The following is a 25445-nucleotide window of genomic DNA, read 5'->3' as shown; positions in this document are numbered from 1 at the left end:
CCTTACCGATAGGGCGCGTCGGCGGCAAGATTGGCCGCAATCGCGCGTTCCCATTTGTCGCCATTGGCGAGCAGCTTGGCCTTGTCATAGAGCAGTTCCTCGCGCGTTTCGGTCGCGAATTCGAAGTTCGGCCCCTCGACGATGGCATCGACCGGGCAGGCTTCCTGACAGAAGCCGCAATAGATGCACTTGGTCATGTCGATGTCGTACCGCGTCGTGCGGCGCGAACCGTCGTCGCGCGGCTCGGCCTCGATCGTGATCGCCTGCGCCGGACAGATTGCCTCACACAGCTTGCACGCGATGCAGCGCTCCTCGCCGTTCGGATAGCGCCGCAGCGCATGCTCGCCGCGAAAACGCGGACTCAACGGGTTCTTCTCGAACGGATAGTTGATCGTCGCCTTCGGCTTGAAGAAATATTTCAGCGTGAGGGCGTGCGCCTTCACGAATTCCCACAAGGTGAAGCTTTTGACGAGATGGGCAACGTAACTCATAGCGTGCTCACTTGATTATCTGCGCTGCAGGTCGCTTCGCCTTTGGCTTGAAGAGTGCCGCGTCCATCTTTGGATGTCGTTTCCACAATCTGCCAATTAAGCGAGCTATCTTCACCGTTGCGAATTAGAGTGGCCGAAAAACTTGCGCGAGGATTGCCCTTGATCGTCGCCGTCACAATCCGGCTTCCATCCGTAGCGTCCGAAATTTCTCTTCCTTCAAGTTCCCAAATGAACGGGCCTTTCGATACGGAAAAATCATGAGCTTGCAATTCCATCTGAAACTGCGTCGGCTCTTCTTGCCACAGCAGCGCCGACGATTGGCTTCCCGCGCAATTCAATGCGACTGTCGCCGCGGACAATAACGCCAAGCTCATGCCCCGTACCTCGTCAGCATCAGATAGCCCGAGATCAGGAACACCCAGATCAGCGAGATCGGCAGGAAGATTTTCCAGCCCAGCCGCATGAGCTGATCATAGCGATAGCGCGGGACGGTTGCCTTCACCCAGCTGAAGACGAAGAAGAAGAAGAGGATCTTCGCGAACAGCCAGATGATGCCGGGGACGGCATAGAGCGGCGCCCAGTCGACCGGCGGCAGCCAGCCGCCCCAGAACAGCACGGCGTTGAGCGTGCACATCAGCAGGACGTTGGCATATTCGCCGAGCCAGAAGAGCGCGAAGCTCATCGACGAATATTCGGTCTGATAGCCTGCGACGAGCTCGCTCTCGGCCTCGGTCAGGTCGAACGGCGCGCGCGCGGTTTCGGCGAGCGACGAAATGAGGAACATCACCGCGAGCGGGAAGAGCAGCAGGTTGAAGCCGAAGGCGTTGACGAAGCCCAGCCCATGTCCTTGCTGCGCCTTGACGATTTCGTTGAGGTTGAAGCTGTCGGCCCACAGGACGACGCCGATCAGGATGAAGCCGATCGACACTTCATAGGAGATCATCTGCGCCGAGGCGCGCAGCGCGGAAAAGAAGGGATATTTCGAGTTCGACGACCAGCCGGACAGGATGACGCCGTAAACGCCGAGCGACGAAATCGCAAGGATGTAGAGCAGCCCGACATTGATGTCGGCGAGCACCGCACCCGAATTGAACGGGATCACCGCCCACGCCATCAACGCCACCGTGAAGGTGATGATCGGCGCGATCAGGAACAGGCCGCGGTTCGCGCTCGACGGGATGATCGTTTCCTGCAGGAACACTTTCAGTCCGTCGGCGAAGCTCTGCAGCAACCCGAAGGGACCGACGACGTTCGGACCGCGGCGCAGCGCGATCGCCGCCCAGATCTTGCGGTCGGCATAGATGATCATCGCCACCGCGAGCATCAGAGGCAGCGCGATGAGCAGGATGCCGCAGATCGTGGCGACGCCCCACGCCCATTCATAGGACATGCCCAGGCTTTGGAAAAACTCGGTCATTCCGCGGCCTCCGCATAATCCGCGCCATGCAGCAGTTCGGCCGAGCAGCGCTCCATCGTCGGCGAGGCGCGGCAGATAGCGTTGGTGAGGTAGAAATCCTTGATCGGCGACGGGATCGCGCGCGCCTCGGGCTTCGCGTCGAGCTTGGGCACGGACCAGCCGTAATCGACCAGTCCTTCGATACCGAGCGCCGGCACCGCCGCGACCATCGCCGCGCGACATTCGTCGAAGCTGTCGAAGCCGACGCTGACGCCGAGCGCATCGGCCAGCGCGCGGAAGATGCTCCAGTCTTCGCGCGCGTCACCCGGCGCGAACACCGCCTTTTCGCTGCGCTGGACGCGGCCTTCGGTGTTGACCGTCGTGAAGTCCTTTTCGGTCCACGCCGCCGCCGGCAGGATGACATCGGCGGCATGCGCGCCCTTGTCGCCATGATGACCGACATAGACTTTGAAGCTCTTGTCGAAGGCCGCAAAATCGACCTCATCGGCGCCCAGGAAGAAGGTCAGCTTGGGCTTGGCGGCGATGATGTCCTTGATCCCGCCCGGCTGCGCATAGCCGAGCATCAAGGCCCCCATGCGTGCGGCCGAGAAATGGACGACGTTGAAGCCGTTCCAGCCATCCTTCACCGCGTCGACGCTCTTGGCGAGTGCCAGCGCCGCGCCATGGACGCCCGGCACCGACAGCGCGCCGCCGCCGAAGATCAGCATCGGCCGCTCGGCGCCCTTCAGCGCATCCATCGCCGCCTTGGGCAGTTTCGCGACCAGCGAGGCATCGTCGCCGAGCCATTCGGTCTTGTAGGTGAGATCGACTTCGGGGCCGATGCCGAACACTTTCGCGCCCTTCTTCCACACCGCCTTGCGGACGCGCGTGTTGATGAGCGGCGCTTCCCAGCGCAGATTGGTGCCGACGAGCAGGATCACGTCGGCATTTTCGGCCTGCGCGATCGTGGTATTGAAATTGACCGCCGACAGGCTGGTGACGTCATAGGCAAGGCCCGTCTGGCGTCCTTCGAGCAGGTCGGAACCGAGCGCATTCACCAGCGCCTTCGCCGCGAACATCGTTTCGCAATCGGCCATGTCGCCCGCAATCGCCGCGACCGACTTGCCGGCGTTCACCGCCTTGATCGCGGCAAAGGCTTCGGCCCAGCTCGCCTCGACGAGCCTGCCGTCCTTGCGCACATAGGGGCGGTCGAGGCGGCGGCGCATCAGGCCGTCGACATGGTGGCGCGTCTTGTCGCTCGCCCATTCCTCGTTCACATCGTCGTTGACGCGCGGCAGCACGCGCAGCACCTGGCGCCCGCGGCTGTCGATGCGGACATTGGTGCCGACCGCGTCCATCATGTCGATGCCCAGCGTCTTGGTCAGCTCCCACGGCCGCGCCTCAAACGCATAGGGCTTGCTGGTCAGCGCGCCGACCGGGCAGAGGTCGACGACATTGCCCGACAGCTCGCTCGCGACCGCACGCTCCAGATAGCTGGTGATCTGCATATTCTCGCCGCGATAGATCGCGCCGATATCCTCGACCCCGGCGACTTCCTCGGCAAAGCGGACGCAGCGCGTGCACTGGATGCAGCGCGTCATCACCGTCTTGACGATCGGCCCCATATATTTCTCGGTCACCGCGCGCTTGTTCTCGTCATAGCGCGAGGCACCGCGGCCATAGGCGACCGACTGGTCCTGCAGGTCGCATTCGCCGCCCTGATCGCAGATCGGGCAGTCGAGCGGGTGGTTGATGAGCAGGAACTCCATCACCCCTTCGCGCGCCTTTTTAACCATCGGGCTGTCGGTCTTGATGACCTGCCCCTCGGCGGTCGGCAGCGCGCACGACGCCTGCGGCTTCGGCGGGCCGGGCGAGACTTCGACGAGGCACATGCGGCAATTGCCGGCGATCGATAGGCGTTCATGGTAGCAGAAGCGCGGGATTTCTTTCCCCGCCATCTCGCACGCCTGCAGGACGGTCGCGCCCTGCGGAACGTCGATTTCTACGCCATCTACGGTAACTTTAGGCATTATTCGGCTGCCTCCAGCGCGCCGCCATTTTCGCGAATGCGGCGTTCGAGTTCGGGGCGGAAGTGGCGGATCAGGCCCTGGATCGGCCAGGCAGCCGCATCGCCGAGCGCGCAGATCGTATGCCCTTCGACCTGCTTGGTCACATCGAACAAGGTATCGATCTCGCTAATGTCGGCGTCGCCGGTGCGCAGCCGCTCCATCACGCGCCACATCCAGCCGGTGCCTTCGCGGCACGGCGTGCACTGGCCGCAGCTTTCATGCTTGTAGAAATAGCTGATGCGGCTGATCGCCTGGACGACGTCGGTCGACTTGTCCATGACGATCGCGGCGGCGGTCCCGAGGCCCGAGCCGAGTTCCTTGAGGCCGTCGAAATCCATCGGCGCGTCCATGATCTGCGCCGCCGGGACGAGCGGCACCGACGAACCGCCGGGGATCACCGCAAGCAGATTGTCCCAGCCGCCGCGAATGCCGCCGCAATGCTTTTCGATGAGGTCGCGGAACGGGATACCCATCTCTTCCTCGACGACGCACGGGCGTTCGACATGGCCCGAAATCTGGAAAAGCTTGGTGCCCTTGTTATTCTCGCGCCCGAAGCTGGAGAACCACGCGGCGCCGCGGCGCAGGATGGTCGGGACGACCGCAATGCTTTCGACATTGTTGACCGTCGTCGGGCAGCCATAGAGGCCCGCGCCCGCCGGAAACGGCGGCTTCAGGCGGGGCTGGCCCTTCTTGCCCTCGAGGCTTTCGATCATCGCGGTTTCTTCGCCGCAGATGTACGCGCCGGCGCCGCGATGGACAAAGACGTCGAAGTCATAGCCCGATTTCGCCGCATTCTTGCCGAGCAGGCCGGCGTCATAGGCCTCCTGCACCGCCGCGAAGAGCGTCTCGGCCTCGCGGATGAACTCGCCGCGAATGTAGATGTACGCCGCGCGCGCGCGCATCGCGAAGCCCGCGATCAGCGCACCCTCGATCAGCTTGTGCGGATCGTGGCGGATGATCTCGCGGTCCTTGCATGAGCCAGGTTCGGATTCGTCGGCGTTGATGACGAGGAAGCTCGGGCGGTCGGCGCGCGGTTCCTTCGGCATGAAGCTCCATTTGAGCCCGGTCGGGAAGCCCGCGCCGCCGCGGCCGCGCAGGCCCGACGCCTTGATTTCCTCGATGATCGCGTCCTGGCCGCGAGTCATCAGATCCTTGGTCTGGTCCCAATCGCCGCGCGCCTGCGCACTTTTGAGGTTCCACGGCTGATAGCCATAGAGATTTGTAAAGATGCGATCCTTGTCGGCGAGCATCAGTTGGTCCCACCCTTGTTTTGCATCATCTTGTAAACGACGTAACCGAGCGCGAGGATCAGCAGCGGACCGATCAGCGCAAAGGTCACGCGCAGCACGAAACCCAGCACGACAAGCGCGCCGATGATCGCCAGGATCGTGATGATGTCCTTCTGGGTCATCACCATTCCTTCCGATAGTCGTGGTTGGCCTTGACCATGTCCTTCAGGGTCGTCGGGCCGCCTTCGGGGTCGCTCGTATGACGCTGCGCATTCTGGGTGCCCGCCTTGGGCTGCTTGCCCGCCGCCAGATCCTCGAGGATGCGGGTCATGCTGTCATAGTCGAGATCTTCGTAATTATCGTCGTTGATCTGGACCATCGGCGCGTTGGTGCAGGTGCCCATGCACTCGACCTCGGTCAGCGTGAACAGCCCGTCGGGCGTGGTCTTGCCCTTGGTCATTCCGCGGTTCTTGCACGCCGCCATGACATCGTCCGACCCGCGCAACAGGCACGGCGTCGTGCCGCAAACCTGCACATGAAAGCGGCCGACCGGCGTCAGATTGAACATGGTGTAGAAGGTAGCGACTTCGTAGGCGCGCATGAACGGCATATCGAGCTCGGCCGCGACGTATTCGATCACCGGGACGGGCAGCCAGCCCTGCGTCTGCGTCTCGGCGCCAACCTGGCGCTGCGCGAGGTCGAGCAGCGGCATCACCGCCGAGCGCTGCCGCCCCGCGGGATAGCGCGCGATGACGGCCTTCGCCTTCTCGGCATTTTCCTTCGTCCACGCAAAAGCGCCCCAGCGCGCGCGGACCTCGGCTTCATCGGGAATTTGCGGTGCGTCGGCCATCAGCGGTCACACTCTCCGAAAACGACGTCAATGGCGCCGATAATTGCAGTGGTGTCGGCGAGCATGTGGCCCTTGCACATGAAGTCCATCGCCTGGAGGTGGCTGAACGCCGTCGGACGAATCTTGCAGCGGTACGGCTTGTTGGTGCCGTCGCTGACCAGATAGACGCCGAATTCGCCCTTGGGGCTTTCGGTCGCCACGTAAACCTCGCCCGCCGGGACGTGAAAGCCCTCGGTATAGAGCTTAAAGTGGTGGATCAGCGATTCCATCGACTGCTTCATCTCGCCGCGCTTGGGCGGCGAAACCTTGCGGTCGAGGCTGGCAACTGGGCCGCTGGGCATATCGCGCAGGCACTGCTTGATGATGCGCGCCGACTGATAGACTTCCTGCACGCGGACCATGAAGCGGTCGTAGCAGTCGCCGCGCGTGCCGACGGGAATGTCGAATTCCATCTTGGCATAGGCGTCATAGGGCTGCGACTTGCGCAAATCCCACGCGATGCCGCTGCCGCGGATCATCGGGCCCGAGAAGCCCCAGGCGAGCGCATCTTCCTTGCTGACCACCGCGATATCGACATTGCGCTGTTTGAAGATGCGGTTGTCGATGACAAGGCTCATCGCATCGCCGAACAGTTCGGGCAGGCGCTTGTCGACCCATTCGCCGATATCGACGAGCAGCTTTTCGGGAACGTCCTGATGGACGCCGCCGGGACGGAACCAGGCCGAGTGCATCCGCGCGCCGCTCGCGCGTTCGAAGAAGTTGAGGCAATCCTCGCGCAGTTCGAACACCCACAGGTTCGGAGTCATCGCGCCGACGTCCATGACGTGCGACCCGATGTTGAGCATGTGGTTGCAGATGCGCGTCAGCTCGGCGAACAGCACGCGTAGATATTGCGCGCGTTCGGGCACTTCGAGATCGAGCAGCTTCTCGATCGCCAGCACATAGCTGTGCTCCATGCCGAGCGGCGAGCAATAGTCGAGCCGGTCGAAATAGGGCAAAGCCTGTAGATAGGTCTTATATTCGATCAGCTTTTCGGTGCCGCGATGGAGCAGCCCGACGTGCGGGTCGACGCGTTCGATAATCTCGCCGTCGAGCTCCATCACCATGCGCAGCACGCCGTGCGCCGCGGGGTGCTGCGGACCGAAGTTGATCGTGTAATTGGTAACGACCTGATCGCCCGCCGTGTCGGCGGTATCGACCGGATAGCCTTCGAACATGTCGCTTCCGTGGTGCCGGACCGTCGCATTATCGGTCATGCGTCACCTCCTGCTTTGGGCTTGCGCGGCTTGGCTGGCGCCTTGGCGGCTGCCTTGGGTTTTGCCGGAGCCTTTTCGGCCTTCTTGGTCGCGGGCGTCTTCGCCTTTGCCGCAGGCTTGGCCTTGGCGCCATCCTTGCTCGGCTTCGCGGCTTCCTTGTTCGCCTTTTCGCCCGCACCGGTCTGCTTGCCGTTGTCGGTCGTCTTGGGCGTCGGCGGCGGTGCCTTCTTCGCCTCGTCGGCCTTCTTGACCGCCTCTGCGGTCATCGGCGTCGGCGCGCCCTTGCCCGGCGCCTCGCCGGTGCCGCCCGCCTTTTCGTCGCCGGGAAGGATATAGTCGGCGCCTTCCCACGGGCTGAGGAAGTCGAAGCTGCGGAAATCCTGCGCCAGCTTGACGGGTTCATAGACGACGCGCTTGTCCTCTTCGGAATAGCGCAGCTCGGTATACCCGGTCAGCGGGAAGTCTTTGCGCTGCGGATGCCCCTGGAAACCATAGTCGGTCAGGATGCGGCGCAGGTCGGGATTGCCGCTGAACAGCACCCCGTACATGTCGAACACTTCGCGTTCGAGCCAGCCGGCGTTGGGCCAGACAGAGACAATGCTCGGCACCGGAGTTGCCTCGTCGGTCAGCACCCGGACGCGCAGACGGTGGTTCTGGGTCACGCTGAGCAGATGATAGACGATTTCGAACCGCTCGGGACGGTCGGGATAATCGACCCCGGCGATCTCCATGAGCTGCTGATAGGCAAGTTCGTCGCGCAGGCCGACCATCACCCCGGCAACCGCTTCGCGGCGCACGGTGATGCTGTCCTCGCCCACGGTGAAGACATGCGCGATCAGATCGCCGCCGACGACCTTCTTCAACGCCTCGACAATGCCGTCGCGCGGCGCGATCAGGGGAGCGGGACTGGCCATCAGCGTTCGATCGTTCCGGTGCGGCGGATTTTCCGCTGCAACTGCATGACGCCATAGAGCAGCGCCTCGGCGGTCGGCGGGCAGCCGGGGACATAGATGTCCACGGGCACGATACGATCGCAGCCGCGCACCACCGAATAGCTGTAGTGGTAATAGCCACCGCCATTGGCGCAGCTACCCATCGAAATCACATATTTGGGGTTCGACATCTGGTCGTAAACGCGGCGCAGCGCCGGGGCCATCTTGTTGCACAGCGTGCCCGCGACGATCATCACGTCGGACTGGCGCGGACTGGCGCGCGGCGCGACGCCGAAGCGTTCCATGTCATAACGCGGCATGTTGACGTGGATCATCTCGACCGCGCAGCAAGCGAGGCCGAAGGTCATCCACCACAGCGAGCCGGTGCGCGCCCAGTTGAACAGATCCTCGGTCGAGGTGACGAGAAACCCCTTGTCGCCGACCTCGGCATTGAGATCGTCGAAAAAGCTCTGGTCCGGGGCCGTCCCCGGAGCGACCGGCATCGTGCCGGGGGTTAGGATGGTCGAATTGCTCATTCCCAATCCAACGCCCCTTTCTTCCACGCGTAGACAAGACCGATCGCGAGCTCGGCCAGGAAAACCATCATCGTCGCCCAGCCGGCCCAGCCGATTTCCTTCAGGCTGACCGCCCAGGGAAAGAGGAAGGCCGCTTCGAGGTCGAAGATGATGAACAGAATCGCGACGAGATAGAAGCGCACGTCGAACTGGCTGCGCGCATCCTCGAAAGCGGGAAAGCCGCACTCATATTCGGTCAGCTTCGCCGGATCGGGCTGATGCGCCCCGGTCAACCGCGCCACGCCCATCGGCAGGAACACGAACGCTGCCGACAGCGCAACGGCGATGCCCAGGAATATCAGGATCGGCAAATATTGAGTCAGATCGACCATGGGAGCTCGCAGTCATGATTTCGGGCGTTTGCCACCCCGTTTCTGCGGGCGCTTTAGGCCAGCATGGCGCTGCCCGCAAGCGCTGCGGACAGGAAAATCGCCTTGCGAACGCCAAAAGCGCGGGGAACGCTGGCAAGGACGGGCGAAGCTATGTTAGGCGGCTTGACGGGACGCGTGTTGCGGCACGATTTGCCGCCATCCAACTGGGGGACTTTATGCGCCAACTGCCATTTGCCACGGCTCTTGCCACACTTGCCGCCACCGCGCTCGGCGCGACGCCGGCCCATGCCGAACTGGTTACGCCCAAGAATCCCGCCGCAATCGTCGCGATCGTCGAATCGCAGGGCTGGCCCGCCAAGCTGGTGACCGCCAGCGATGCCGATCCCTATATCGAGAGCAGCCGCAACGGCCTGAAATTCCTCGTTCTGTTCATGAACTGCAACGACTCGCACAAGGAGTGCAAGACGCTGCAATATTATATGGGCTTCAACGACGCGAAGAATGTGCCGTTCGAAAAGTTCAACAGCTGGAACAAGGATAAGCGTTTCGCGCGCGCCTATCGCGACAATGAAGGCGATCCGGTGCTCGAAATGGACGTCGACGTCGATTTTGCCGGATTGCCGCGCGAAAATCTGGGCGAAAGCTTCAACACCTGGGCGGCGCTGATGGATGCCTATCGCGAGTTCATCTACGAAGATTGAGCCGCGAAAACGCGGACAGCAAAAAGGCCATCCCGGTTATCCCGCGGATGGCCTTTTTTGCGCTTACGTGACGGCTCAGGCGTTGCGCAGTGCGCCCGCGACCAGCTTTTGCAGCTTGGAATGCACCGCGCCGCTGCCAGCGATGAACTCGCTGCGCTCGATCGCCCGATCGCCGCCGCGGAAATCGCTGACGAAGCCGCCCGCTTCGCGCACGAGCAACATGCCAGCTGCGACGTCCCAGATCGACAGATCGGCTTCCCAGAAGCCGTCGAACCGCCCCGCGGCGACCCATGCAAGGTCAAGGCTGGCGGCGCCGAAGCGGCGGATGCCCGCAACTTCGGGCGCAACTGCACCGAAAATGCGGCTCCACTGGCCGAAATCGCCATGCCCCATATAGGGGATGCCGGTCGCGATCAGGCATTCGTTGAGACTGCGGCGCGACGAGACACGCAGGCGCCGGTCGTGCAACCATGCACCGCGGCCGCGTTCGGCCCAATAGCTTTCGTCGGTGACCGGCTGGTAGATCAACCCTGCGGTCACATCGCCCCAGCCGCCGCCGAGCTTCGGTTCCTGCACCGCGATCGAAATCGCGAACTGCGGGATCGCGTGGAGAAAGTTCGACGTGCCATCGAGCGGGTCGATGATGAAGCGGGGCTTGCCGGGCTCGCCTTCGATCTCGCCCGCTTCCTCCATCAGGAAGCCCCAACCCGGACGGGCGTGGGTGAGTTCGTCATAGAGCGTGCGCTCGGCCGCCTGGTCGGCCTTGGACACGAAATCCGCCGGCCCTTTTTGCGAAACCTGCAGATGCTCGATCTCGCCGAAGTCGCGGCGCAGCTTCGTGCCCGCCTTGCGCGCGGCACGTTCCATGACGGTGATGATGCCGGATACGGCCATTTTCTTTCCTCCAACACGTCGCCCCCGCTACGGCGGGGGCCGCTGTCGGCAATGTAAAACGCTAGCGGCCCCCGCCTGCGCGGGGGCGACGCCTCTTAATCGGCGCGGCGGACATATTCGCGGTCATAGACGTTGACCACGATACGCGTACCACTGGTGATGTGCGGGGGCACCATGACCCGCACGCCATTGTCGAGGATCGCGGGCTTGTACGACGAGGAGGCCGTCTGGCCCTTCACCACCGCATCGGCCTCGACGATCGTCGCTTCGATCTGTTCGGGCAGTTCGACCGAGATCGGGCGCTCTTCCCACAGTTCGAGCACGACTTCCATGCCATCCTGCAGGAATTCGTGGGCTTCGCCGACGACATCCTTCGAAATGGTGATCTGTTCGTAGCTGTCCTTGTCCATGAACACGAGGTCGTCGCCCTCGGCATAGAGGAACTGGAAATCCTTGGTGTCGAGGCGGACCTTCTCGACCGTGTCCGCGCTGCGGAAACGGTTGTTGAGCTTGCGCCCGTCGATCAGATTCTTGGCTTCGACCTGCATATAGGCGCCGCCCTTGCCCGGCTGGGTGTGCTGGATCTTGGTGACCTTCCAGATGCCGCCCTCATATTCGATAATATTGCCGGGACGGATTTCAACGCCGGTGATTTTCATCGCGCACACTCGCTAGTTCAAGGATGGAAAGAGCCGCCGGCGCAGCGGGTGCGCCGGTCACAGGAGCGCGCCCTTAGCCGCCTGCGCGGCCAAGGGCAAGCGCGTTAGACGCTTTCGGTCGCGCGGCGCGTGCGCCGATAGCTGTATGCGATCAGCGCGATGAAGAGCGAAAGGCCGACGATGATCGCCGTCGGCTCGAAGCTCTCGCCGACCAGCGCCAGCGGTGCATCGCTGCCCGAGCCCGCGACAACGCCCGCGAACAGCACGCCAAAAATGCTCTCGCCGACGATGAAGCCCGTCGCGAGCAAGACGCCCATCCGGCTGTAGAATTCGGAGCGCGCACTGCGTTCGGCACGTTTTTCCCAGAAATGGCCGATCACCGCGCCGATGGGAATGAGCAAGGTCAGCGACATTGGCAGATAGATGCCCATGCCGACACCGAGCGGCGGCAGGCGCAGCTTGCCCATGCGCCCCAATATCTCGTCGGCGGCGATGATTGCGATGCCGATCAATGCGCCATAGCCGATCAGATCCCAACGCAGGTCGCCGCCGAGCACGCCCTTGGCCAGCGCGCTGATCAGCGCCGCTTGCGGCGCCGGCAGCGCATTGGCGCCGGCGCCGGCGGCACCCGCAAAGCCGAACGCCTGGTTCAGCAGGTCGAGTACCGGCGGAATGATGAGCGAACCGAAACCGACGCCGATGATCAGCGCGACCTGCTGCTTCCACGGCGTCGCACCGACGAGCTGGCCGGTCTTCAGATCCTGGAGATTGTCGTTGGAAATCGTCGCGACCGAAAAGACGATCGCGGTGGTGAACAGCGCATAGGCGACGAGCGCGGCGGTATCGGCTTCACTGTGATTGCGCCCGAAGAAGAGGAGCAGCATCAGCGAAGCGGCAATGATCGCGAGAATGCCGACGCCCGACACCGGACTGTTCGACGCGCCGATCAGGCCGGCCATATAACCGGTGACCGCGGCGATGATCGCACCGACAAACAATACGAACAGCAGCGTCGCGAAAATGACGCCGACCGGATTGGCGGCAATCGGGCCGCCCTGCGCAAAGAACCACAGCAACCCGGCGATCGGGATCAGCGAGCCCAGGATTGTCCCCGCGACGATGCCGAAGGACAGGTCGCGCTCGCCCAGTTCGACCACCTCGCCCGCGCCGCGCGCCCGCGACGACGCGATCGAGCCCTTGATGCCCTTGACGATCGGGCCGACGATCTTGAGCAGCGTCCACAGGGCCGCGACCCCGATTGTCCCGGCGCCAATGAAGCGCACCTGCTGCGAAAACACCATGCCGACCACATCGTCGACCGGTCCTGTCAGCCCCTGCGCCGCCGTCAGCGCAGGCATCAGCCCCGCCCATGCGATGACCATGCCGATGAACATCGCTACGCCGACCGACAGCCCGACAAGATGGCCGACGCCGATCAGCGCGAAGGACAGGCTGCCGCTGACGCCGGTGGCGCCAGCGCCGAGCTTGAAATTCTTCGACACTTCGAGCGCCGCGAGCTTCATCGCGCCAAGCAACGAAAAACCGGCGCTGATCAGCGACCCGAGCAGGATGGTGCGCAGGCCGCGCTGATTCTCCTCGGCCCCCTCACCTGCGCGCGATCCGACCTTGAGCACTTCGGCCGCAGCGACGCCTTCGGGATAGGGGAGATCCGACCCGGCGACGAGCGCGCGGCGCAGCGGGACCGAGAACATCACGCCCAGCGTTCCGCCGATGAAGCAGACCGCGGCGGTCGTCCAATAGGGGAAACCCTGCCACCAGCCGACGATGACGAGACCGGGCAGGACGAAGATGATGGCCGCAAGCGTCCCCGCCGCGCTGGCGATCGTCTGGACGATATTATTCTCCAATATCGTCGCCGCCGACAGGAAGCGCAGGATCGCCATCGAAATGACCGCGGCCGGAATCGAGGTCGCGAAGGTCAGTCCGACCTTCAACCCCAGATAGACGTTTGCCGCGGTGAACAGCAGCGTGATCAGTCCGCCGAGGATGATCCCGCGGACGGTGAGTTCGCGCATCGCAACGCTGCGCTGGTCGGTATCGGACATAAACTTCTCCCCGCGCGCTGTGTTGCGGGCGGCGCCGGATTAGGCAAGTCAAAACAGGCATCGAAACACGACGAAGCGAAACCGAATTGACGCTTCGATCCAATCATCGCCACGCGGCGCGGCGCATAGAGCCGGGCATGACAACGACCCTTCCCGATCCCAAGCCGCATCCCGGCCCCGAAGCGGCCGCTTCGGTCAAGCGCCCGGCGCCGTGCGCGGGCCTGTTCGGGTGGCGCAAGTGCGATGACGCACCGCGCGACGAGCGTCCGCGCACGCGGACCTGACGCGCGCGGCCTAATCCGCTGCCATCAGCGCGGCGAAAGCCTGAACCGCTGCCGCCGGGCCGTCCGGATGGTTCCAGACGCCGCCCGATACGGCAAGGAAATCGGCGCCAGCATTGATCAACGGCTTCGCATTGTCGACCGTGATCCCGCCGATCGCAACGCAGGGCAGCTCGAACAGTCCCTGCCACCAGCTGAGGATTTCGGGTTCGGCGCGATGTTCGACCGCCTTCGTCGTCGTGGGGAAGAAGGCGCCGAAGGCGACATAGTCCGCCCCGGCCTCCCCGGCATCCATCGCGAGGTGGCGGCTGTTGTGACAGGTTACGCCGATCTGCGCGCCGAGGCCGAGCAGCCGCCGCGCCTCCTGCGGATCGCCGTCCCCCTGCCCCAGATGGACGCCATCGGCCTTGAGCCGCTTCGCCAGCGCCATGTCGTCGTTGACGATGAAGGCAACATCGTGCGCGGCGCAAATCGCCTGTAGCGGTTCGGCAAGGCGCGCCGCTTCGTGCTGGGTCAAACCCTTGACGCGGAACTGGAACGCGGCAACCGGGCCGGCGGCCAGCGCCGCTTCGAGTTGCGCCGGAAAGTCGCCGCCGACATTGGGCGGCGAGATGAGGTAAAGCTGGCAGGTCGGTTCGGTCATGGCGGGTTCATAGCTACGCCGCCAGCATGCCGCAAATGCAGAAGATGTTTCGCGCCGCCACCCTGTCCCTCGTCACTGCTGCGACCGTTTCGGCCTGCGCAACGACTCGCGACGTTACCGCATTGCCCGACGCCGCCAATGTCGCCATCGGCCAGCGCGCCTATGCCGACGGCCCGTTGATCCAGCCGGTCGCGGTGATCGAGGACAGTCGCTGCCCCGTCGGAGTCGCCTGTGTGTGGGCAGGCCGCGTCCGCGTGAAGATGCTCTGGCTTCGTCCCAATGGCGAGGCACAGCCTTTCGAAGCGGTGCTGGGCGAGCCGACGCCCCTCGCCGACGGCGCGATCACGCTCGAATCGGTGCATCCCGACAAGCGCGCCGACCAGGCGATCAAGCCCGGCGACTACCGCTTCGCCTTTCGCTTCATGGGCGGCCTTTAAACGACGCGCGCCAGCACGAAACCGTCCCAGCCCTTCGCACCGACCGTCTGCAAGGCGGTGGCGTCGATGCGCAGGTCGGATTGCAGAAAATCGAACAGCGCGCGTGTGCCCAGGATGCCGGGATCGTTGCTGGCGGGATCGAGGACGCCGCCTTCGCGCACGACATTGTCGACGATGATCGTCGTGCCGCTGCGGCCGAGGCGGATCGCTTCGGCGACATAATCGACATTGCGCTGCTTGTCGGCGTCGATGAATACGAAATCGAAAGGCGCGACGTCGGTCATCGCGGCAAGGCTGTCCAACGCCGGGCCGACCCGGATTTCGGCCCGATCAGAGAGGCCGGCGCGATCGAGGTTCGCCTGCGCGACGCGGGCATGCATGTGGTCGACTTCCAGCGTCACCAACGCGCCATCGTCCGGCAACGCCCGCGCGAGCCAGATCGTCGAATAGCCGCCGAGCGTCCCGATTTCGAGGATGTGCCGCGCGCCCGCCATTTGCGCGAGCAGATAGAGCATCTTGCCCTGCGCCGCCGAGACGTCGATCGGTGGCAAGCCGTTTTCGGCATTGTGCGCGAGTGCCGCCGCCAGAACCCGGTCGTCGCCGATCAGCTTCTCGCCGATATAGGTGTCGACGCGGTCCCAGCTGTCAGCCATCAGGCGACCGACGCGGCGTGAATTTCGTTGATCGCGCTGCCGAGCGAGCCGTTGAATTCCGCGTCGCTCATCTGGTGACGCAAATCTTCCAGCAGCGCGCGGCTGAAGCTGGCGATGATGCCGGGATTCTTGGCCAGTTCGACGCACGCTTCGGGGCGCGCGAAGCCGCCCGACAGCGCGACGACGCGCAGCACCTTGGGATGATCGACGAGCGGCTGGAACAGTCCCGCTTCGGTGGGCAGCGACAGCTTGAGCATGACCGGCGCGCCGGTCCACGCGTCGAGCGCCGCGACGAGTTCGGCAAGTAGCAGCCGGTCCGCTGCATCGCGCTCGGCGCTCTTGATATTCACTTCGGGTTCGATGATCGGCACCAGGCCGTGCGCGGCGATGCGCGCGGCTTCGGCAAATTGCTGCGCGACGATCGCCTTGACGCCCGCCGGGTTGGCGAGATTGACGACGCTGCGCATCTTGGTTCCGAACACGCCCTTCGCAACCGCCCGCTCGCACAGCGCGTCGAGATCGGCATTGGGCTTCATCAGTTGCACACCGTCAGCTTCGGCTTCGAGACCCTTGTCGACCTTGAGGAACGGGACCACACCGCGTTCCCACAGCAGGGTGGGGATCGGCTTGCCGTCGGCTTCGCCGTCCATCGTGCGTTCGAACAGGATTGCGCCGATCACCTTGTCGCCGTTGAAACAGGGTGCGGTCACGATCCGGCTGCGCATCGCATGGATCAGCGCGAACATTTCCTCGTCGCCCGAATATTCACCTTCGTCGATGCCATAGCCCTTGAGCGCCTTGGGCGTCGAACCGCCGCTCTGGTCGAGCGCGGCGATGAAACCCTGGCCCGATTTGATTTTTTCCAGCATCTCGGCATTGGCGGTCGTCATAACGTCTCCGTGGATTTGCATACGTATGGTGCGGCGCGCATAGCGGCCCGTCGCCCGGGACGCAATGCGATGGGAACTCAGGCCTTAAGCGCGTCTACCCCCGGCAAAGGCTTTCCTTCCATCCATTCGAGGAAGGCGCCGCCCGCAGTCGAAACAAAGGTGAACTCGTCCGCAACGCCAGCATGGTTGAGCGCGGCGACGGTATCGCCGCCGCCGGCAACCGAAATCAGCGACCCTTCGCGCGTCAACGCCGCCGCTGTCCGGGCGAGCGCGACGGTTGCGGCGTCGAACGGCGAAATCTCGAAAGCGCCGAGCGGACCGTTCCACACCAGCGTGCGGCAGCTTTTCAGAACGTCACCGAGCGCCTCGACCGCCGCAGGCCCGACATCGAGGATCATCTCGTCCGCGGCGACTTCGTGGATGTTCACGGTGCGCGTCGGCGGGTTCGCGGCGAATTCTTTCGCGACGACCACGTCATAGGGCAGATGGATGGTGCAGCCTGCCGCATCCGCCGCGTCGAAAATCGCGTTGGCGGTATCGACGAGGTCGTGCTCGCACAGGGACTTGCCGACATCGACGCCGCGCGCCGCGAGGAAAGTGTTCGCCATCCCGCCGCCGATGATCAGATGATCGACCTTGTCGACAAGGTTGCGCAGCACGTCGATCTTGCTCGACACTTTGGCGCCGCCGACAACCGCCGCAACCGGATGCGCGGGATTGCCGAGAGCCGCGTCGAGCGCCTTGAGCTCGGCCTCCATCGCGCGGCCCGCATAGGCGGGCAACCGGTGGGCAATGCCCTCGGTCGAGCCGTGCGCGCGGTGCGCCGCCGAAAAGGCATCGTTGACATAGATGTCGCCGATTTCGGCAAGCGCATCGGCGAACGCGGGGTCGTTCTTTTCCTCACCCGCATGAAAGCGCGTATTTTCGAGCACGGCGACGTCGCCGGGCGCGAGAACGGCAACGCCTGCCTCGGCGCCTTCGCCGATGCAGTCGGGGATGAACATCACCGAATGGCCGAGAACGTCGGCGAGGCCGTCGATGACGAGGCTGAGCGACTGGGTCGGGTTCTTCGCCCCTTTCGGGCGGCCGAAATGGGCAAGCAGCAGAACGATGGCGCCCTTGTCCGACAGTTCGCGGATCGTCGGCATCGCCGCGCGAATTCGCGTGTCGTCGGCGACGGCGCCATCGGACATCGGCACGTTGAGATCGACGCGCACCAGCACCTTCTTGCCGGTTACGTCACCGATGTCGTCGAGCGTCTTGAAATCTGCCATCTCTCACTCCGATCCCGGAGTGTTCCCCCGCGAAGGCGGGGGTCCATCTCCTGCGCTCTTGTCCCCTGATCACCGCCGGTTTCATTCCGATGCGGTCGGAGAGGGGCCCCCGCCTTCGCAGGGGCACCAGAATATTGTTAAAGGAACTTCGCGATCACGCCCGCCGTGTCGATCATGCGGTTCGAGAAGCCCCATTCATTGTCGTACCAGCTCAGCACGCGCACCAGCTTGCCGTCGATAACCGCGGTTTCGAGGCTGTCGATGGTCGAGCTGGCGGCATTATGGTTGAAGTCGATCGAAACCAGCGGCTCCTCGGTATAACCAAGGACGCCCTTCAGCGCACCTTCGGCCGCCGCCTTGAGCACCGCGTTCACTTCTTCCTTGGTCGTTTCGCGCGACGGGGTGAAAGTAAGGTCTACGACGGACACATTCGGCGTCGGAACGCGGATCGACGATCCGTCGAGCTTGCCCTTCAGTTCGGGCAGGACGAGGCCGACGGCGACCGCCGCGCCGGTCGAGGTCGGGATCATCGACATTGCGGCGGCGCGGGCGCGGCGCGGATCGTCGTGGATTTGGTCGAGGATCTTCTGGTCGTTGGTATAGGCATGGATCGTCGTCATCAGGCCGCGTTCGATACCAATCGCTTCGTGCAGCACCTTGGCGAAGGGCGCGAGGCAGTTGGTGGTGCAGGACGCGTTCGAGATGATCCGGTGATCGGCGGTGATCTGGCTGTCATTGACGCCGTAAACGACGGTCAGGTCGACTTCCTTGGCGGGCGCCGAAATGAGTACGCGCTTCGCGCCGGCGTCGAGATGCTTCTGGCCGCCGACCTTGTTGGTGAAGAAGCCGGTGCATTCCATCACGATGTCCACGCCGTTGGCGGCGTGCGGCAGCGCGGCAGGATCGCGCTCGGCGGTGACCTGGATGCGCTTGCCGTTAATGATCAGGTCGTTGCCATCGACTTCGACGGTGCCGTTGAAGGCGCCATGAACCGAGTCATGGCGAAGCAGGCGGGCATTGGCCTTGGCATCGCCCAGGTCGTTGATCGACACCAGTTCAAGGTCATGATCGGTGCGCTCGAGAAGGGCGCGCGCCACATTGCGGCCGATGCGTCCGAAACCGTTGATTGCGACTTTCACTGCCATGTCGGTTAGTCCTTTCTGCGGAAGGTGGCGGTCGGTCTTATGCGCCGAGCCGCGCCAGAATCTTGGGGGTGATGGCGTCGACCGTCAGGCCGAAATGCCGGTAGAGATCGTCGATCGGCGCCGACGCGCCGAAGCTGTCGATGCCGAAGCGCAGGCCATGGCGGCCGGTGTAGCGCTCCCAGCCGAAGGTCGTCCCGGCCTCGATCGAGACGATCAGGGCATCGTCGGGCAGCAGGCCGGCCTGATAGGCCGCATCCTGTTCGTCGAACAATTCGGTCGACACCATCGAAACGACATCGGCACCCTGCCCCGCCGCTTCGAGCTTTTCGGCGACATCGAGCGCCAGCGATACTTCGGAGCCGGTCGCGACCAGCACCACCTTGCGCGCCGCGGCGGCGCTGCGAAGACGGTAACCGCCTTTCAGACAGAGATTTTCCGTGACGTCATGACGCAGCGGCGGCAGATTCTGGCGCGTCAGCGCAAGAAGCGTCGGACGGCTGTCCTGCGCCAGCGCGATCGCCCAGCATTCGGCGGTCTCGACCGCATCGGCGGGGCGCATCACCAGCAGATTGGGCATGGCGCGCAGCGATTGCAGATGTTCGATCGGCTGGTGCGTCGGTCCATCCTCGCCGAGCCCGATGCTGTCGTGCGTCATCACATAGACAACGCGCTGACGCTGGAGCGCCGACAGGCGGATCGCGCCGCGGCAATAATCCGAAAAGACCAGGAAGGTGCCGCCATAGGGGATCACGCCGCCGTGCAGCGCCATCCCGTTCATCGCCGCCGACATGCCGAATTCGCGGATGCCATAATAGATGTAGCGACCCGAATAATCGTTCCGGTTCAGCGGCTTGGTCGACGATGTCTTGGTATTGTTCGAGCCGGTGAGGTCGGCGCTGCCACCGACCAGCGAGGCGATGTCGGCGGTCAGCGCAGTCAGCGCATTTTCCGACGCCTTGCGCGTCGCGACCTTCGGCGGTTCGGCGACCAGCCCGTCCAGATAGGCCTTGAATGCATCGCCCGGCGCGATCTTGCCGCTCAGGCGATCCTCAAAATTCGTTTTCTTGTCGCTATTTGCAAGGCGATTCTTCCACGCTGCATGAAGCGACTGGCCGCGCTGTCCAAAGCCGCGCCATGCGTCGGCGATGTCGGCGGGAATGACGAACGGGTCGGCGGTCCAGCCCATATTGGCGCGCGCCGCCGCAACCTCGTCGGCGCCGAGCGGCGAGCCATGCGTCGCCGACGTGCCCTGCTTGTTCGGCGCGCCGAAGCCGATCAGCGTCTTGCACGCGATCAGCGACGGGTGATCATCCGCCAGCGCCGCGTCGATCGCACGGCGGATATCGGCGGCATCATGGCCATCGCAGCTGTCGACATGCCATCCGGTCGCCGCGTAGCGCGCCTTTACATCCTCGCTGGTCGAAAGGTCGGTCGATCCGTCGATCGTGATCTTGTTGTCGTCCCACAGAACGATCAGGCGGCCGATGCCCAGATGACCGGCCAGACCAATGGCTTCGTGATTGATGCCCTCCATCAGGCAGCCGTCACCGGCGATGACCCAGGTGCGATGGTCGACGAGGTCGTCGCCGTAAATGGCATTGAGATGGCGCTCGGCGATCGCCATGCCGACCGCGGTCGCAAGCCCCTGCCCCAGCGGCCCCGTGGTCGTTTCGACGCCAGCGAGTTCGAAATTTTCGGGGTGCCCGGCGCAGGGACTGTTCAGCTGGCGGAAATTGCGGATTTCCTCGATCGTCGGGTGCGCATAGCCCGCGAGATGGAGCGTCGCATAGGCGAGCATCGAACCATGGCCCGCCGACAGGACGAATCGGTCGCGATCGGCCCATTTCGGATCGGTCGGATCGAACTTCAGATAATCCGAATAGAGGACGGTCGCGACGTCGGCCATGCCCATCGGCATCCCGGGGTGACCGCTGTTCGCGGCCTGTACGGCGTCCATCGCAAGCGCGCGGATCGCGTTGGCGAGCTGGCGTTCGGGCAGTGTCATCTTTTCCCCGCTTATGTCTGGGCTGGCGTGCGCGACTGCCCTTTGCGGCGGCGCCGCCGAGAGTCAACCGCCCGCGGCAAGAATTCGCGCGCATTTCGGCGCCGACAGGCGATTGCACCCCTCCCCCGGCGCTGCTACCCCTGTGGCATGGAACTCGATCTCGACGAATCCAGCCTCGCCATCGGCCGCATCGAGCGCGCGCTGAGCCGCATCGAAAAGAGCCTGGCCGAGCGCGCCGAACGCGGCGCATCCGATCAACCGACAAGCGATCAATCGGCCCTGAAAGCCGAAGTTAACGCTGTTATCGGTGAACTGGACCGACTGATTGCGGAGGCGAATCGTGGCTGATGTCCGACTGAACATAGCCGGGCGCACCTATGACCTGACCTGCGCCGACGGCGAAGAACCGCAGCTTCAGAAGCTGGCCGGACTGATCGACGAAAAGGTCCGCGCCATCCCCGGCAGCACCGAGGTGCGCCAGCTTCTCTTCGCGGCGCTCATGCTCGCCGACGAAGCGCAGGAAGCAAAGGCCAAGGCCGACAGGTCCGAACCGCAATCCGATTCGCTGCGCGCCGCGGTTGCGCTGGCGGAAAGCCGCGAAACGCAGGCGCGCGACGAACTCGCCGCGGCCCGCAAGGAAATCGAGGCGCTGAAGGCTGCACCACCACCTGCTCCAGCCGCCGCGCCGCGCGCGGCGCACGACCGCGCACTACTCCAGATTGCCGACCGGATCGAGGCGCTCGCCGCAAAGGTTGAGCAAAGCGCTTGAGGATGGGGCTCCGCGTCCCTAAATAGGTATCGGCGGGTACTGCCCGGCACGAGCCGTTGCGAAAATCCCTGAGGCGATACATCATCCAAGGGAGCTGTCCCTGCCCGGACCCTGGTCCGACGTACATGGCCCCCACCTGACGTTACTGGCGTCAGAGGATCTTCCGGAAACCGACCCATGGTGGTCCCGCCAACCCGACAGGCTTTGAAGGAGGCCCGGCCCGCATGACGCCCGACCTCGCTTCGCAGAAACAGGCGCTGCGCGACCGGTTGCGCTTTCGCCGCCGTCATTTCGTCGCCAATCTAGACCCGATGGGGCGCCTCGCCGCCTTTCACGCGATGCCCGACGCACTGCGCATGCTGCTTGATGCCGGCCCGGTCGTCGGCGCCTACGCGCCGTGGGGCGACGAGCCCGACATCCGCCCGCTGCTACGGCTGGATCGTCGGCGCGTCGCGCTGCCGCATCATAGCGATCGCACGCCCGCCATGACCTTTCGGTTGTGGGAGGATGGTGATGCGCTTCGCAAGGGTCCGTGGGGATCGCCCCAGCCGCCCGATAGCGCCGAAATCGCGCATCCCGACATCATCCTTTGCCCGCTCGTCGGTTTCGACCGCCACGGCGGCCGTCTCGGCCAGGGAGGCGGGCATTATGACCGGTTCTTTGCCGAAAATCCGGCGGTTCCGCGCATCGGAATCGGCTGGTCGGTGCAGGAAGTTGACACTGTTCCCATTGAACAAACCGACATTTTGCTCGATGCGGTCCTGACCGAGCAGGAATTTATCATCACCGGAGACCGATTGTGAGCCAGCCCCCCGCCGATCCGCAGCCAAGCTGGCGCAAGCCGACCGGCGTTCTTCTGATTCTGGCGCTGATCACCGCATGGGCCGCGGCTGTCGTCAGCCTGTCGCCGTGGGTCGGCGGCTGGCCGGTGCTGGTCCAGGCGATTTTCTATCTCGTCGCGGGGATCGCCTGGGTCTGGGTACTGCCGCTGCGGCCGCTGCTGTGCTGGATGGAAACCGGACGCTGGCGCGCCCCGCAATAGGGGATCGGCGCTGCCCAGCGAGATATCCGGCTATCGGCTGCGCTGGCGGCTGCTGCCGGGCCGACTATCAGCAGGACCAGTTGCGCTGCGATGCTCCGATCGGCAATCTCGCCGCCTTTCAGGAGGCGATGCAGCGGCGTTTCGGGATCGCGCAAATCTGCGACGCGCCGGACCGGCCCGCCATACCGGAAGGGCTCGATATGGCGTCGGTGGAGCTTGCCCGGCAGAAGGTCGGCGCGATCGACTATCCGGTCTATTCGCGAAAAAAGGAAGCGATCCAAGCCAAGGATTGAGGGAGGCCCACCTGCCGAAATTCAGGGCAAGTGGCGCGAGTGACGGGGCTCGAACCCGCGACCTCCGGCGTGACAGGCCGGCGCTCTAACCAACTGAGCTACACCCGCTTGCGCTTGGGAGCCGCGCCAATATTGCCCTCGCCCCGACCTGTCAACCGTCCCGATCAAACTCTTTTCGATTTAATCGTTCGCGCATCTCTTCGGTCGCGGTGAGCGTCCCATGTTCGAAAAGGAAACCGGCAAGATCGGGGGTGCCGGTCGAGGCCAGGACGGTCTGCACGATCAGGAGCAGCGGCACCGCGAGCAGCGCGCCCGGCGTCCCCCACACCCATCCCCAGAAGCTGAGCGAGACGAGAATCAGCAGCGGATTGACGGTCAGCCGTCGCCCCAGCACGAGCGGCGTGATCAGATTGGCCTCGACCAGATGCACCCCGATGAAGATGACGGCGGGCAACAGTGCCACCCCCACCGCATCGAAGGTCATCAGCCCGCCGAGACCCAGGAGCATCGCGGCGACGATCGGCCCGAGATAGGGCACGAAATTGCACAGCGAGACGATGCCGCCCCACATGAAGGGCGACGGCATGCCAAGCGCCCACAGCAACAGCGAGACGATCAGTCCCAGCAGCGCATTGATCATCGTGATCGTCGCGAGATAGTCGGCAGTCGCATCGACGACATTCTGGATCACGCGCGCGGTCTGCATCGCGCCATCGAAGCTGCCGCGCCGCCGGATCGTGCTGCGCCGCAGCCGCGTCCATCCGGCGAGGAAGAAGAAGATCACGAGTACCGCGAAGAGAAGCTGCACTGCCGCCGCGGGCGCGGCCGAGATGAAATAGTCGACGACCGAGGTTGGCGCGGTGGCGGCCATGGCCTGCGCGGTCGCTTCGGACCCGCTCGCGACCGAGGTCAATGTGCGGTCGACGAATTTCTGCAAGGTCGAATAGAAATCGATCACCGGCGCGAGATTGGTCTGGATGCGCGGGATCGATTCGGGGATGCGCGCGAACCAGCCCGTCGCGGGAACGACGATGATCGCCAGCGCCGCGTTGACCAGCATCAGAAAGCTCGAGAGCGCCAGAAAGGCCGCCAGCGCCGACGGAACGCGGCGCCGCTCGAGCCATTCGAGCAGCGGAACGAGGGCAATCGAAACGACGATCGCCGCCGTAAGCGGCAGGAAGAATTCGGCGCCGGCCTGCAGCGCGAAGGGCAGGCCCAGGCAGAAGGCCGCACCGATGATAAGCGTCAGCGCCGCGAGCAACCGGTCCCGACGAAAATCATCGATCTCAACGCGTTGCGCTGCGTCTTTGAGCAAGGGTGGCACCTTCGGGTGCTCGCTGTCCTCCATTGCGTCGATCGCTCCCGTTGAACCCGATCCTCTTAGGCGCACTTTGGCGTCGGCGCCAGTGGCGCCCGAATGGATTGGCCCAATGGTGCGCCATTATTGCCCTGTCCCCATTTAGGACAAAAGGCCGAGTATTTTCACCATTTTAACCAGAAATTACCCTTTTTCCGCGAGGACGGCTCCCAAGGACCAGCAATTATGGAGCCAATTCGATGATGAAAGCGCCTGTGGGGGGCGCGAAGCATCAGCTTCTTCGACCCTCTTATTCCGCCCTGTTGCTTTGCGCGCTCGCCCTGCCGATGCAGGCGCACGCCGCCGGTACGGTAGCCGGATCGACCATCAGCAACACCGCCAGCGCCAGCTTCGACAACGGAGCGGGGACGCAGACGATCGATTCGAACACGGTTAACCTGCGCGTCGACGAACTGCTCGACGTGACGGTTGCCTCGAACAACCCGTCGGATGTCGCAACGACGCCGGGTGGGACCAACCAGCTGCTCACGTTCACCGTGACCAACACCGGCAACGGGCAGGAAGCCTTCGGGCTCAGCACGATCGCCAATGTCGGCGGCGACAATTACGACCCGACCATCACCGGCATCTACATCGACAATGGCGACGGCATCTTCGATGCCGCCACCGACACGCTCTATACCGCCGGATCGAACGATCCGGTGCTCAACCCCGACCAGAGCGCGCGCATTTTCGTTGTGGCCACGACACCGGGGACGGTCGCCGACAATGATCGCGGCATCGTTACGCTGGTCGCGGCGGCCAAGACCGGCACCGGCGCGCCGGGCACCAGCTTTGCGGGCCAGGGCCAGGGCGGCGGCGACGCGGTCGTGGGTTCGACCGGCGCCGACGGTCAGGACAATGGCGCCTACAAAGTGTCGGCGGCCACCGTCTCGCTCGTCAAATCGGCCGTCATCGCCGATCCGTTCGGCGGCAGCGAGCCCGTTCCCGGGGCGACGATCACCTACACGATCACCGCGACGGTCGCGGGTACGGGGTCGGTCAGCGGTCTCGCGATCACCGACAATATTCCGGCCGACACATCCTATGTCACCGGCTCGATCACTCTTGGCGGTGCGCCGCTGAGCGATGCGAGCGACGCCGATGCCGGCGACTACAACGGCACGCGGATCCGCGTGCAACTCGGCACCGTCGCGGGCGGCCAGACCCGCACCGTTACCTTCAAGACCAAGATCGACTGATGGA

Annotated in this window: 30 protein-coding genes and 1 tRNA gene; 9 read left to right on the top strand and 22 right to left on the bottom strand. The window is 64.1% G+C overall.

Annotated elements, in window-relative coordinates:
- Nucleotides 1–2 precede the first annotated feature (2 nt).
- The 11 genes from nuoI to P1IM2_RS17415 are packed head-to-tail and all read right to left on the bottom strand — an operon-like array spanning nt 3 to nt 9130.
- On the bottom strand, nt 3–491 hold the full coding sequence (nuoI, locus tag P1IM2_RS17465) for an NADH-quinone oxidoreductase subunit NuoI (RefSeq protein ID WP_058811641.1): 489 nt from the start codon (nt 489–491) through the stop codon (nt 3–5).
- Nucleotides 488–865: a hypothetical protein gene (locus P1IM2_RS17460; protein ID WP_186403289.1), complete on the bottom strand. Its 378-nt coding sequence runs from the start codon at nt 863–865 to the stop codon at nt 488–490. Before P1IM2_RS17460 ends, nuoI begins: the two co-directional genes overlap by 4 nt.
- Nucleotides 862–1908, bottom strand: a complete 1047-nt coding sequence (gene nuoH / locus P1IM2_RS17455) for an NADH-quinone oxidoreductase subunit NuoH (protein WP_186403288.1) — start codon at nt 1906–1908, stop codon at nt 862–864. The genes P1IM2_RS17460 and nuoH overlap by 4 nt, the downstream gene beginning before the upstream one ends.
- The gene (gene nuoG, locus P1IM2_RS17450) at nt 1905–3917 is read right to left on the bottom strand and encodes an NADH-quinone oxidoreductase subunit NuoG (RefSeq protein ID WP_186403287.1); all 2013 of its coding nucleotides are present in this window, start codon (nt 3915–3917) and stop codon (nt 1905–1907) included. The genes nuoH and nuoG overlap by 4 nt, the downstream gene beginning before the upstream one ends.
- Nucleotides 3917–5206, bottom strand: coding sequence for an NADH-quinone oxidoreductase subunit NuoF (gene nuoF / locus P1IM2_RS17445; protein WP_186403286.1), 1290 nt, complete (start codon nt 5204–5206; stop codon nt 3917–3919). Before nuoF ends, nuoG begins: the two co-directional genes overlap by 1 nt.
- Entirely contained in the window at nt 5206–5367 is a 162-nt protein-coding gene (locus P1IM2_RS17440; RefSeq protein ID WP_156001421.1) for a hypothetical protein, read from the bottom strand. The genes nuoF and P1IM2_RS17440 overlap by 1 nt, the downstream gene beginning before the upstream one ends.
- Nucleotides 5367–6035, bottom strand: coding sequence for a complex I 24 kDa subunit family protein (locus P1IM2_RS17435; protein WP_186403285.1), 669 nt, complete (start codon nt 6033–6035; stop codon nt 5367–5369). Before P1IM2_RS17435 ends, P1IM2_RS17440 begins: the two co-directional genes overlap by 1 nt.
- Nucleotides 6035–7252 (bottom strand): NADH-quinone oxidoreductase subunit D, encoded by a 1218-nt coding sequence (locus P1IM2_RS17430; RefSeq protein ID WP_040590797.1) that lies wholly within the window; start codon nt 7250–7252, stop codon nt 6035–6037. The genes P1IM2_RS17435 and P1IM2_RS17430 overlap by 1 nt, the downstream gene beginning before the upstream one ends.
- A 35-nt stretch (nt 7253–7287) precedes the next feature.
- Nucleotides 7288–8205, bottom strand: a complete 918-nt coding sequence (locus P1IM2_RS17425) for an NADH-quinone oxidoreductase subunit C (RefSeq protein ID WP_186403284.1) — start codon at nt 8203–8205, stop codon at nt 7288–7290.
- A complete protein-coding gene (locus tag P1IM2_RS17420; RefSeq protein ID WP_086455609.1) occupies nt 8205–8759 on the bottom strand; it encodes a NuoB/complex I 20 kDa subunit family protein in 555 nt (184 codons plus the stop codon). The genes P1IM2_RS17425 and P1IM2_RS17420 overlap by 1 nt, the downstream gene beginning before the upstream one ends.
- Nucleotides 8756–9130 (bottom strand): NADH-quinone oxidoreductase subunit A, encoded by a 375-nt coding sequence (locus P1IM2_RS17415; RefSeq protein ID WP_003051572.1) that lies wholly within the window; start codon nt 9128–9130, stop codon nt 8756–8758. Before P1IM2_RS17415 ends, P1IM2_RS17420 begins: the two co-directional genes overlap by 4 nt.
- Nucleotides 9131–9345: 215 nt before the next feature.
- Between P1IM2_RS17415 and P1IM2_RS17410 the strand changes: the two genes are divergently transcribed.
- A complete protein-coding gene (locus P1IM2_RS17410; protein ID WP_186403283.1) occupies nt 9346–9831 on the top strand; it encodes a YbjN domain-containing protein in 486 nt (161 codons plus the stop codon).
- 75 nt (nt 9832–9906) lie between these two features.
- Here the strand turns inward: P1IM2_RS17410 and P1IM2_RS17405 are convergent, their stop codons facing one another.
- The 3 genes from P1IM2_RS17405 to P1IM2_RS17395 all read right to left on the bottom strand — a co-directional run bounded on the left by P1IM2_RS17405 (nt 9907) and on the right by P1IM2_RS17395 (nt 13450).
- Nucleotides 9907–10725, bottom strand: coding sequence for an inositol monophosphatase family protein (locus tag P1IM2_RS17405; RefSeq protein WP_058811896.1), 819 nt, complete (start codon nt 10723–10725; stop codon nt 9907–9909).
- A 95-nt stretch (nt 10726–10820) separates the two neighbouring features.
- On the bottom strand, nt 10821–11384 hold the full coding sequence (gene efp / locus P1IM2_RS17400) for an elongation factor P (RefSeq protein WP_003051563.1): 564 nt from the start codon (nt 11382–11384) through the stop codon (nt 10821–10823).
- Between the two features lie 104 nt (nt 11385–11488).
- Nucleotides 11489–13450, bottom strand: coding sequence for an OPT family oligopeptide transporter (locus P1IM2_RS17395; RefSeq protein ID WP_186403282.1), 1962 nt, complete (start codon nt 13448–13450; stop codon nt 11489–11491).
- A 137-nt stretch (nt 13451–13587) separates the two neighbouring features.
- Between P1IM2_RS17395 and P1IM2_RS17390 the strand changes: the two genes are divergently transcribed.
- On the top strand, nt 13588–13734 hold the full coding sequence (locus tag P1IM2_RS17390) for a hypothetical protein (protein ID WP_186403281.1): 147 nt from the start codon (nt 13588–13590) through the stop codon (nt 13732–13734).
- Nucleotides 13735–13744: 10 nt separating this feature from the next.
- Here the strand turns inward: P1IM2_RS17390 and thiE are convergent, their stop codons facing one another.
- Nucleotides 13745–14374, bottom strand: a complete 630-nt coding sequence (thiE, locus tag P1IM2_RS17385; RefSeq protein ID WP_186403280.1) for a thiamine phosphate synthase — start codon at nt 14372–14374, stop codon at nt 13745–13747.
- 35 nt (nt 14375–14409) lie between these two features.
- Between thiE and P1IM2_RS17380 the strand changes: the two genes are divergently transcribed.
- On the top strand, nt 14410–14811 hold the full coding sequence (locus P1IM2_RS17380; RefSeq protein WP_260834189.1) for a hypothetical protein: 402 nt from the start codon (nt 14410–14412) through the stop codon (nt 14809–14811).
- Here the strand turns inward: P1IM2_RS17380 and P1IM2_RS17375 are convergent.
- The 5 genes from P1IM2_RS17375 to tkt form a co-directional block, all read right to left on the bottom strand.
- The gene (locus tag P1IM2_RS17375; RefSeq protein ID WP_186403278.1) at nt 14808–15464 is read right to left on the bottom strand and encodes an O-methyltransferase; all 657 of its coding nucleotides are present in this window, start codon (nt 15462–15464) and stop codon (nt 14808–14810) included. The two genes, P1IM2_RS17380 and P1IM2_RS17375, sit on opposite strands and share 4 nt — an antisense overlap.
- A complete protein-coding gene (locus P1IM2_RS17370) occupies nt 15464–16354 on the bottom strand; it encodes a fructose bisphosphate aldolase (RefSeq protein WP_186403277.1) in 891 nt (296 codons plus the stop codon). Before P1IM2_RS17370 ends, P1IM2_RS17375 begins: the two co-directional genes overlap by 1 nt.
- Before the next feature lie 77 nt (nt 16355–16431).
- On the bottom strand, nt 16432–17628 hold the full coding sequence (locus P1IM2_RS17365; protein ID WP_186403276.1) for a phosphoglycerate kinase: 1197 nt from the start codon (nt 17626–17628) through the stop codon (nt 16432–16434).
- A gap of 137 nt (nt 17629–17765) precedes the next feature.
- Entirely contained in the window at nt 17766–18773 is a 1008-nt protein-coding gene (gene gap, locus P1IM2_RS17360) for a type I glyceraldehyde-3-phosphate dehydrogenase (RefSeq protein ID WP_186403275.1), read from the bottom strand.
- A 37-nt stretch (nt 18774–18810) separates the two neighbouring features.
- A complete protein-coding gene (tkt, locus tag P1IM2_RS17355) occupies nt 18811–20778 on the bottom strand; it encodes a transketolase (RefSeq protein WP_186403274.1) in 1968 nt (655 codons plus the stop codon).
- Between the two features lie 147 nt (nt 20779–20925).
- Here tkt and P1IM2_RS17350 point away from each other — a divergent pair, with 147 nt between their 5' ends.
- The 5 genes from P1IM2_RS17350 (at nt 20926) to P1IM2_RS17330 (ending at nt 22882) form a co-directional block, all read left to right on the top strand.
- Nucleotides 20926–21126: a hypothetical protein gene (locus tag P1IM2_RS17350; protein ID WP_003051535.1), complete on the top strand. Its 201-nt coding sequence runs from the start codon at nt 20926–20928 to the stop codon at nt 21124–21126.
- Nucleotides 21119–21547 carry a cell division protein ZapA gene (locus P1IM2_RS17345; protein WP_186403273.1) on the top strand — a complete coding sequence of 143 codons (429 nt, stop codon included), beginning with the start codon at nt 21119–21121 and terminating at the stop codon, nt 21545–21547. The genes P1IM2_RS17350 and P1IM2_RS17345 overlap by 8 nt, the downstream gene beginning before the upstream one ends.
- Nucleotides 21548–21771: 224 nt before the next feature.
- Nucleotides 21772–22350: a 5-formyltetrahydrofolate cyclo-ligase gene (locus P1IM2_RS17340; RefSeq protein WP_186403272.1), complete on the top strand. Its 579-nt coding sequence runs from the start codon at nt 21772–21774 to the stop codon at nt 22348–22350.
- Nucleotides 22347–22589, top strand: a complete 243-nt coding sequence (locus tag P1IM2_RS17335; protein WP_186403271.1) for a DUF2842 domain-containing protein — start codon at nt 22347–22349, stop codon at nt 22587–22589. Before P1IM2_RS17340 ends, P1IM2_RS17335 begins: the two co-directional genes overlap by 4 nt.
- A gap of 80 nt (nt 22590–22669) precedes the next feature.
- Entirely contained in the window at nt 22670–22882 is a 213-nt protein-coding gene (locus P1IM2_RS17330) for a hypothetical protein (protein ID WP_186403270.1), read from the top strand.
- 31 nt (nt 22883–22913) lie between these two features.
- Here the strand turns inward: P1IM2_RS17330 and P1IM2_RS17325 are convergent.
- Both P1IM2_RS17325 and P1IM2_RS17320 read right to left on the bottom strand, forming a co-directional pair.
- A tRNA-Asp gene (locus tag P1IM2_RS17325) sits at nt 22914–22990 on the bottom strand.
- Nucleotides 22991–23033: 43 nt separating this feature from the next.
- A complete protein-coding gene (locus P1IM2_RS17320) occupies nt 23034–24230 on the bottom strand; it encodes an AI-2E family transporter (RefSeq protein ID WP_058811659.1) in 1197 nt (398 codons plus the stop codon).
- Nucleotides 24231–24439: 209 nt separating this feature from the next.
- On the opposite strand from P1IM2_RS17320, the gene P1IM2_RS17315 reads away from it, so the two are divergent.
- Nucleotides 24440–25441: a DUF11 domain-containing protein gene (locus P1IM2_RS17315; protein WP_186403269.1), complete on the top strand. Its 1002-nt coding sequence runs from the start codon at nt 24440–24442 to the stop codon at nt 25439–25441.
- Nucleotides 25442–25445 lie beyond the last annotated feature (4 nt).

It is taken from the genome of Sphingopyxis sp. P1IMeth2 (assembly GCF_900185685.1).
Classification (GTDB): domain Bacteria; phylum Pseudomonadota; class Alphaproteobacteria; order Sphingomonadales; family Sphingomonadaceae; genus Sphingopyxis; species Sphingopyxis terrae_A.
This window is presented reverse-complemented; position numbering and strand designations above follow the sequence as displayed.

Coding starts and splice junctions, on each gene's coding strand:
- nuoI (WP_058811641.1), bottom strand. CDS start 491: ATGAGTTACGTTGCCCATCTCGTCAAAAGCTTCACCTTGTGGGAATTC.
- P1IM2_RS17460 (WP_186403289.1), bottom strand. CDS start 865: ATGAGCTTGGCGTTATTGTCCGCGGCGACAGTCGCATTGAATTGCGCG.
- nuoH (WP_186403288.1), bottom strand. CDS start 1,908: ATGACCGAGTTTTTCCAAAGCCTGGGCATGTCCTATGAATGGGCGTGG.
- nuoG (WP_186403287.1), bottom strand. CDS start 3,917: ATGCCTAAAGTTACCGTAGATGGCGTAGAAATCGACGTTCCGCAGGGC.
- nuoF (WP_186403286.1), bottom strand. CDS start 5,206: ATGCTCGCCGACAAGGATCGCATCTTTACAAATCTCTATGGCTATCAG.
- P1IM2_RS17440 (WP_156001421.1), bottom strand. CDS start 5,367: ATGACCCAGAAGGACATCATCACGATCCTGGCGATCATCGGCGCGCTT.
- P1IM2_RS17435 (WP_186403285.1), bottom strand. CDS start 6,035: ATGGCCGACGCACCGCAAATTCCCGATGAAGCCGAGGTCCGCGCGCGC.
- P1IM2_RS17430 (WP_040590797.1), bottom strand. CDS start 7,252: ATGTTCGAAGGCTATCCGGTCGATACCGCCGACACGGCGGGCGATCAG.
- P1IM2_RS17425 (WP_186403284.1), bottom strand. CDS start 8,205: ATGGCCAGTCCCGCTCCCCTGATCGCGCCGCGCGACGGCATTGTCGAG.
- P1IM2_RS17420 (WP_086455609.1), bottom strand. CDS start 8,759: ATGAGCAATTCGACCATCCTAACCCCCGGCACGATGCCGGTCGCTCCG.
- P1IM2_RS17415 (WP_003051572.1), bottom strand. CDS start 9,130: ATGGTCGATCTGACTCAATATTTGCCGATCCTGATATTCCTGGGCATC.
- P1IM2_RS17410 (WP_186403283.1), top strand. CDS start 9,346: ATGCGCCAACTGCCATTTGCCACGGCTCTTGCCACACTTGCCGCCACC.
- P1IM2_RS17405 (WP_058811896.1), bottom strand. CDS start 10,725: ATGGCCGTATCCGGCATCATCACCGTCATGGAACGTGCCGCGCGCAAG.
- efp (WP_003051563.1), bottom strand. CDS start 11,384: ATGAAAATCACCGGCGTTGAAATCCGTCCCGGCAATATTATCGAATAT.
- P1IM2_RS17395 (WP_186403282.1), bottom strand. CDS start 13,450: ATGTCCGATACCGACCAGCGCAGCGTTGCGATGCGCGAACTCACCGTC.
- P1IM2_RS17390 (WP_186403281.1), top strand. CDS start 13,588: ATGACAACGACCCTTCCCGATCCCAAGCCGCATCCCGGCCCCGAAGCG.
- thiE (WP_186403280.1), bottom strand. CDS start 14,374: ATGACCGAACCGACCTGCCAGCTTTACCTCATCTCGCCGCCCAATGTC.
- P1IM2_RS17380 (WP_260834189.1), top strand. CDS start 14,410: ATGCAGAAGATGTTTCGCGCCGCCACCCTGTCCCTCGTCACTGCTGCG.
- P1IM2_RS17375 (WP_186403278.1), bottom strand. CDS start 15,464: ATGGCTGACAGCTGGGACCGCGTCGACACCTATATCGGCGAGAAGCTG.
- P1IM2_RS17370 (WP_186403277.1), bottom strand. CDS start 16,354: ATGACGACCGCCAATGCCGAGATGCTGGAAAAAATCAAATCGGGCCAG.
- P1IM2_RS17365 (WP_186403276.1), bottom strand. CDS start 17,628: ATGGCAGATTTCAAGACGCTCGACGACATCGGTGACGTAACCGGCAAG.
- gap (WP_186403275.1), bottom strand. CDS start 18,773: ATGGCAGTGAAAGTCGCAATCAACGGTTTCGGACGCATCGGCCGCAAT.
- tkt (WP_186403274.1), bottom strand. CDS start 20,778: ATGACACTGCCCGAACGCCAGCTCGCCAACGCGATCCGCGCGCTTGCG.
- P1IM2_RS17350 (WP_003051535.1), top strand. CDS start 20,926: ATGGAACTCGATCTCGACGAATCCAGCCTCGCCATCGGCCGCATCGAG.
- P1IM2_RS17340 (WP_186403272.1), top strand. CDS start 21,772: ATGACGCCCGACCTCGCTTCGCAGAAACAGGCGCTGCGCGACCGGTTG.
- P1IM2_RS17320 (WP_058811659.1), bottom strand. CDS start 24,230: ATGGAGGACAGCGAGCACCCGAAGGTGCCACCCTTGCTCAAAGACGCA.
- P1IM2_RS17315 (WP_186403269.1), top strand. CDS start 24,440: ATGATGAAAGCGCCTGTGGGGGGCGCGAAGCATCAGCTTCTTCGACCC.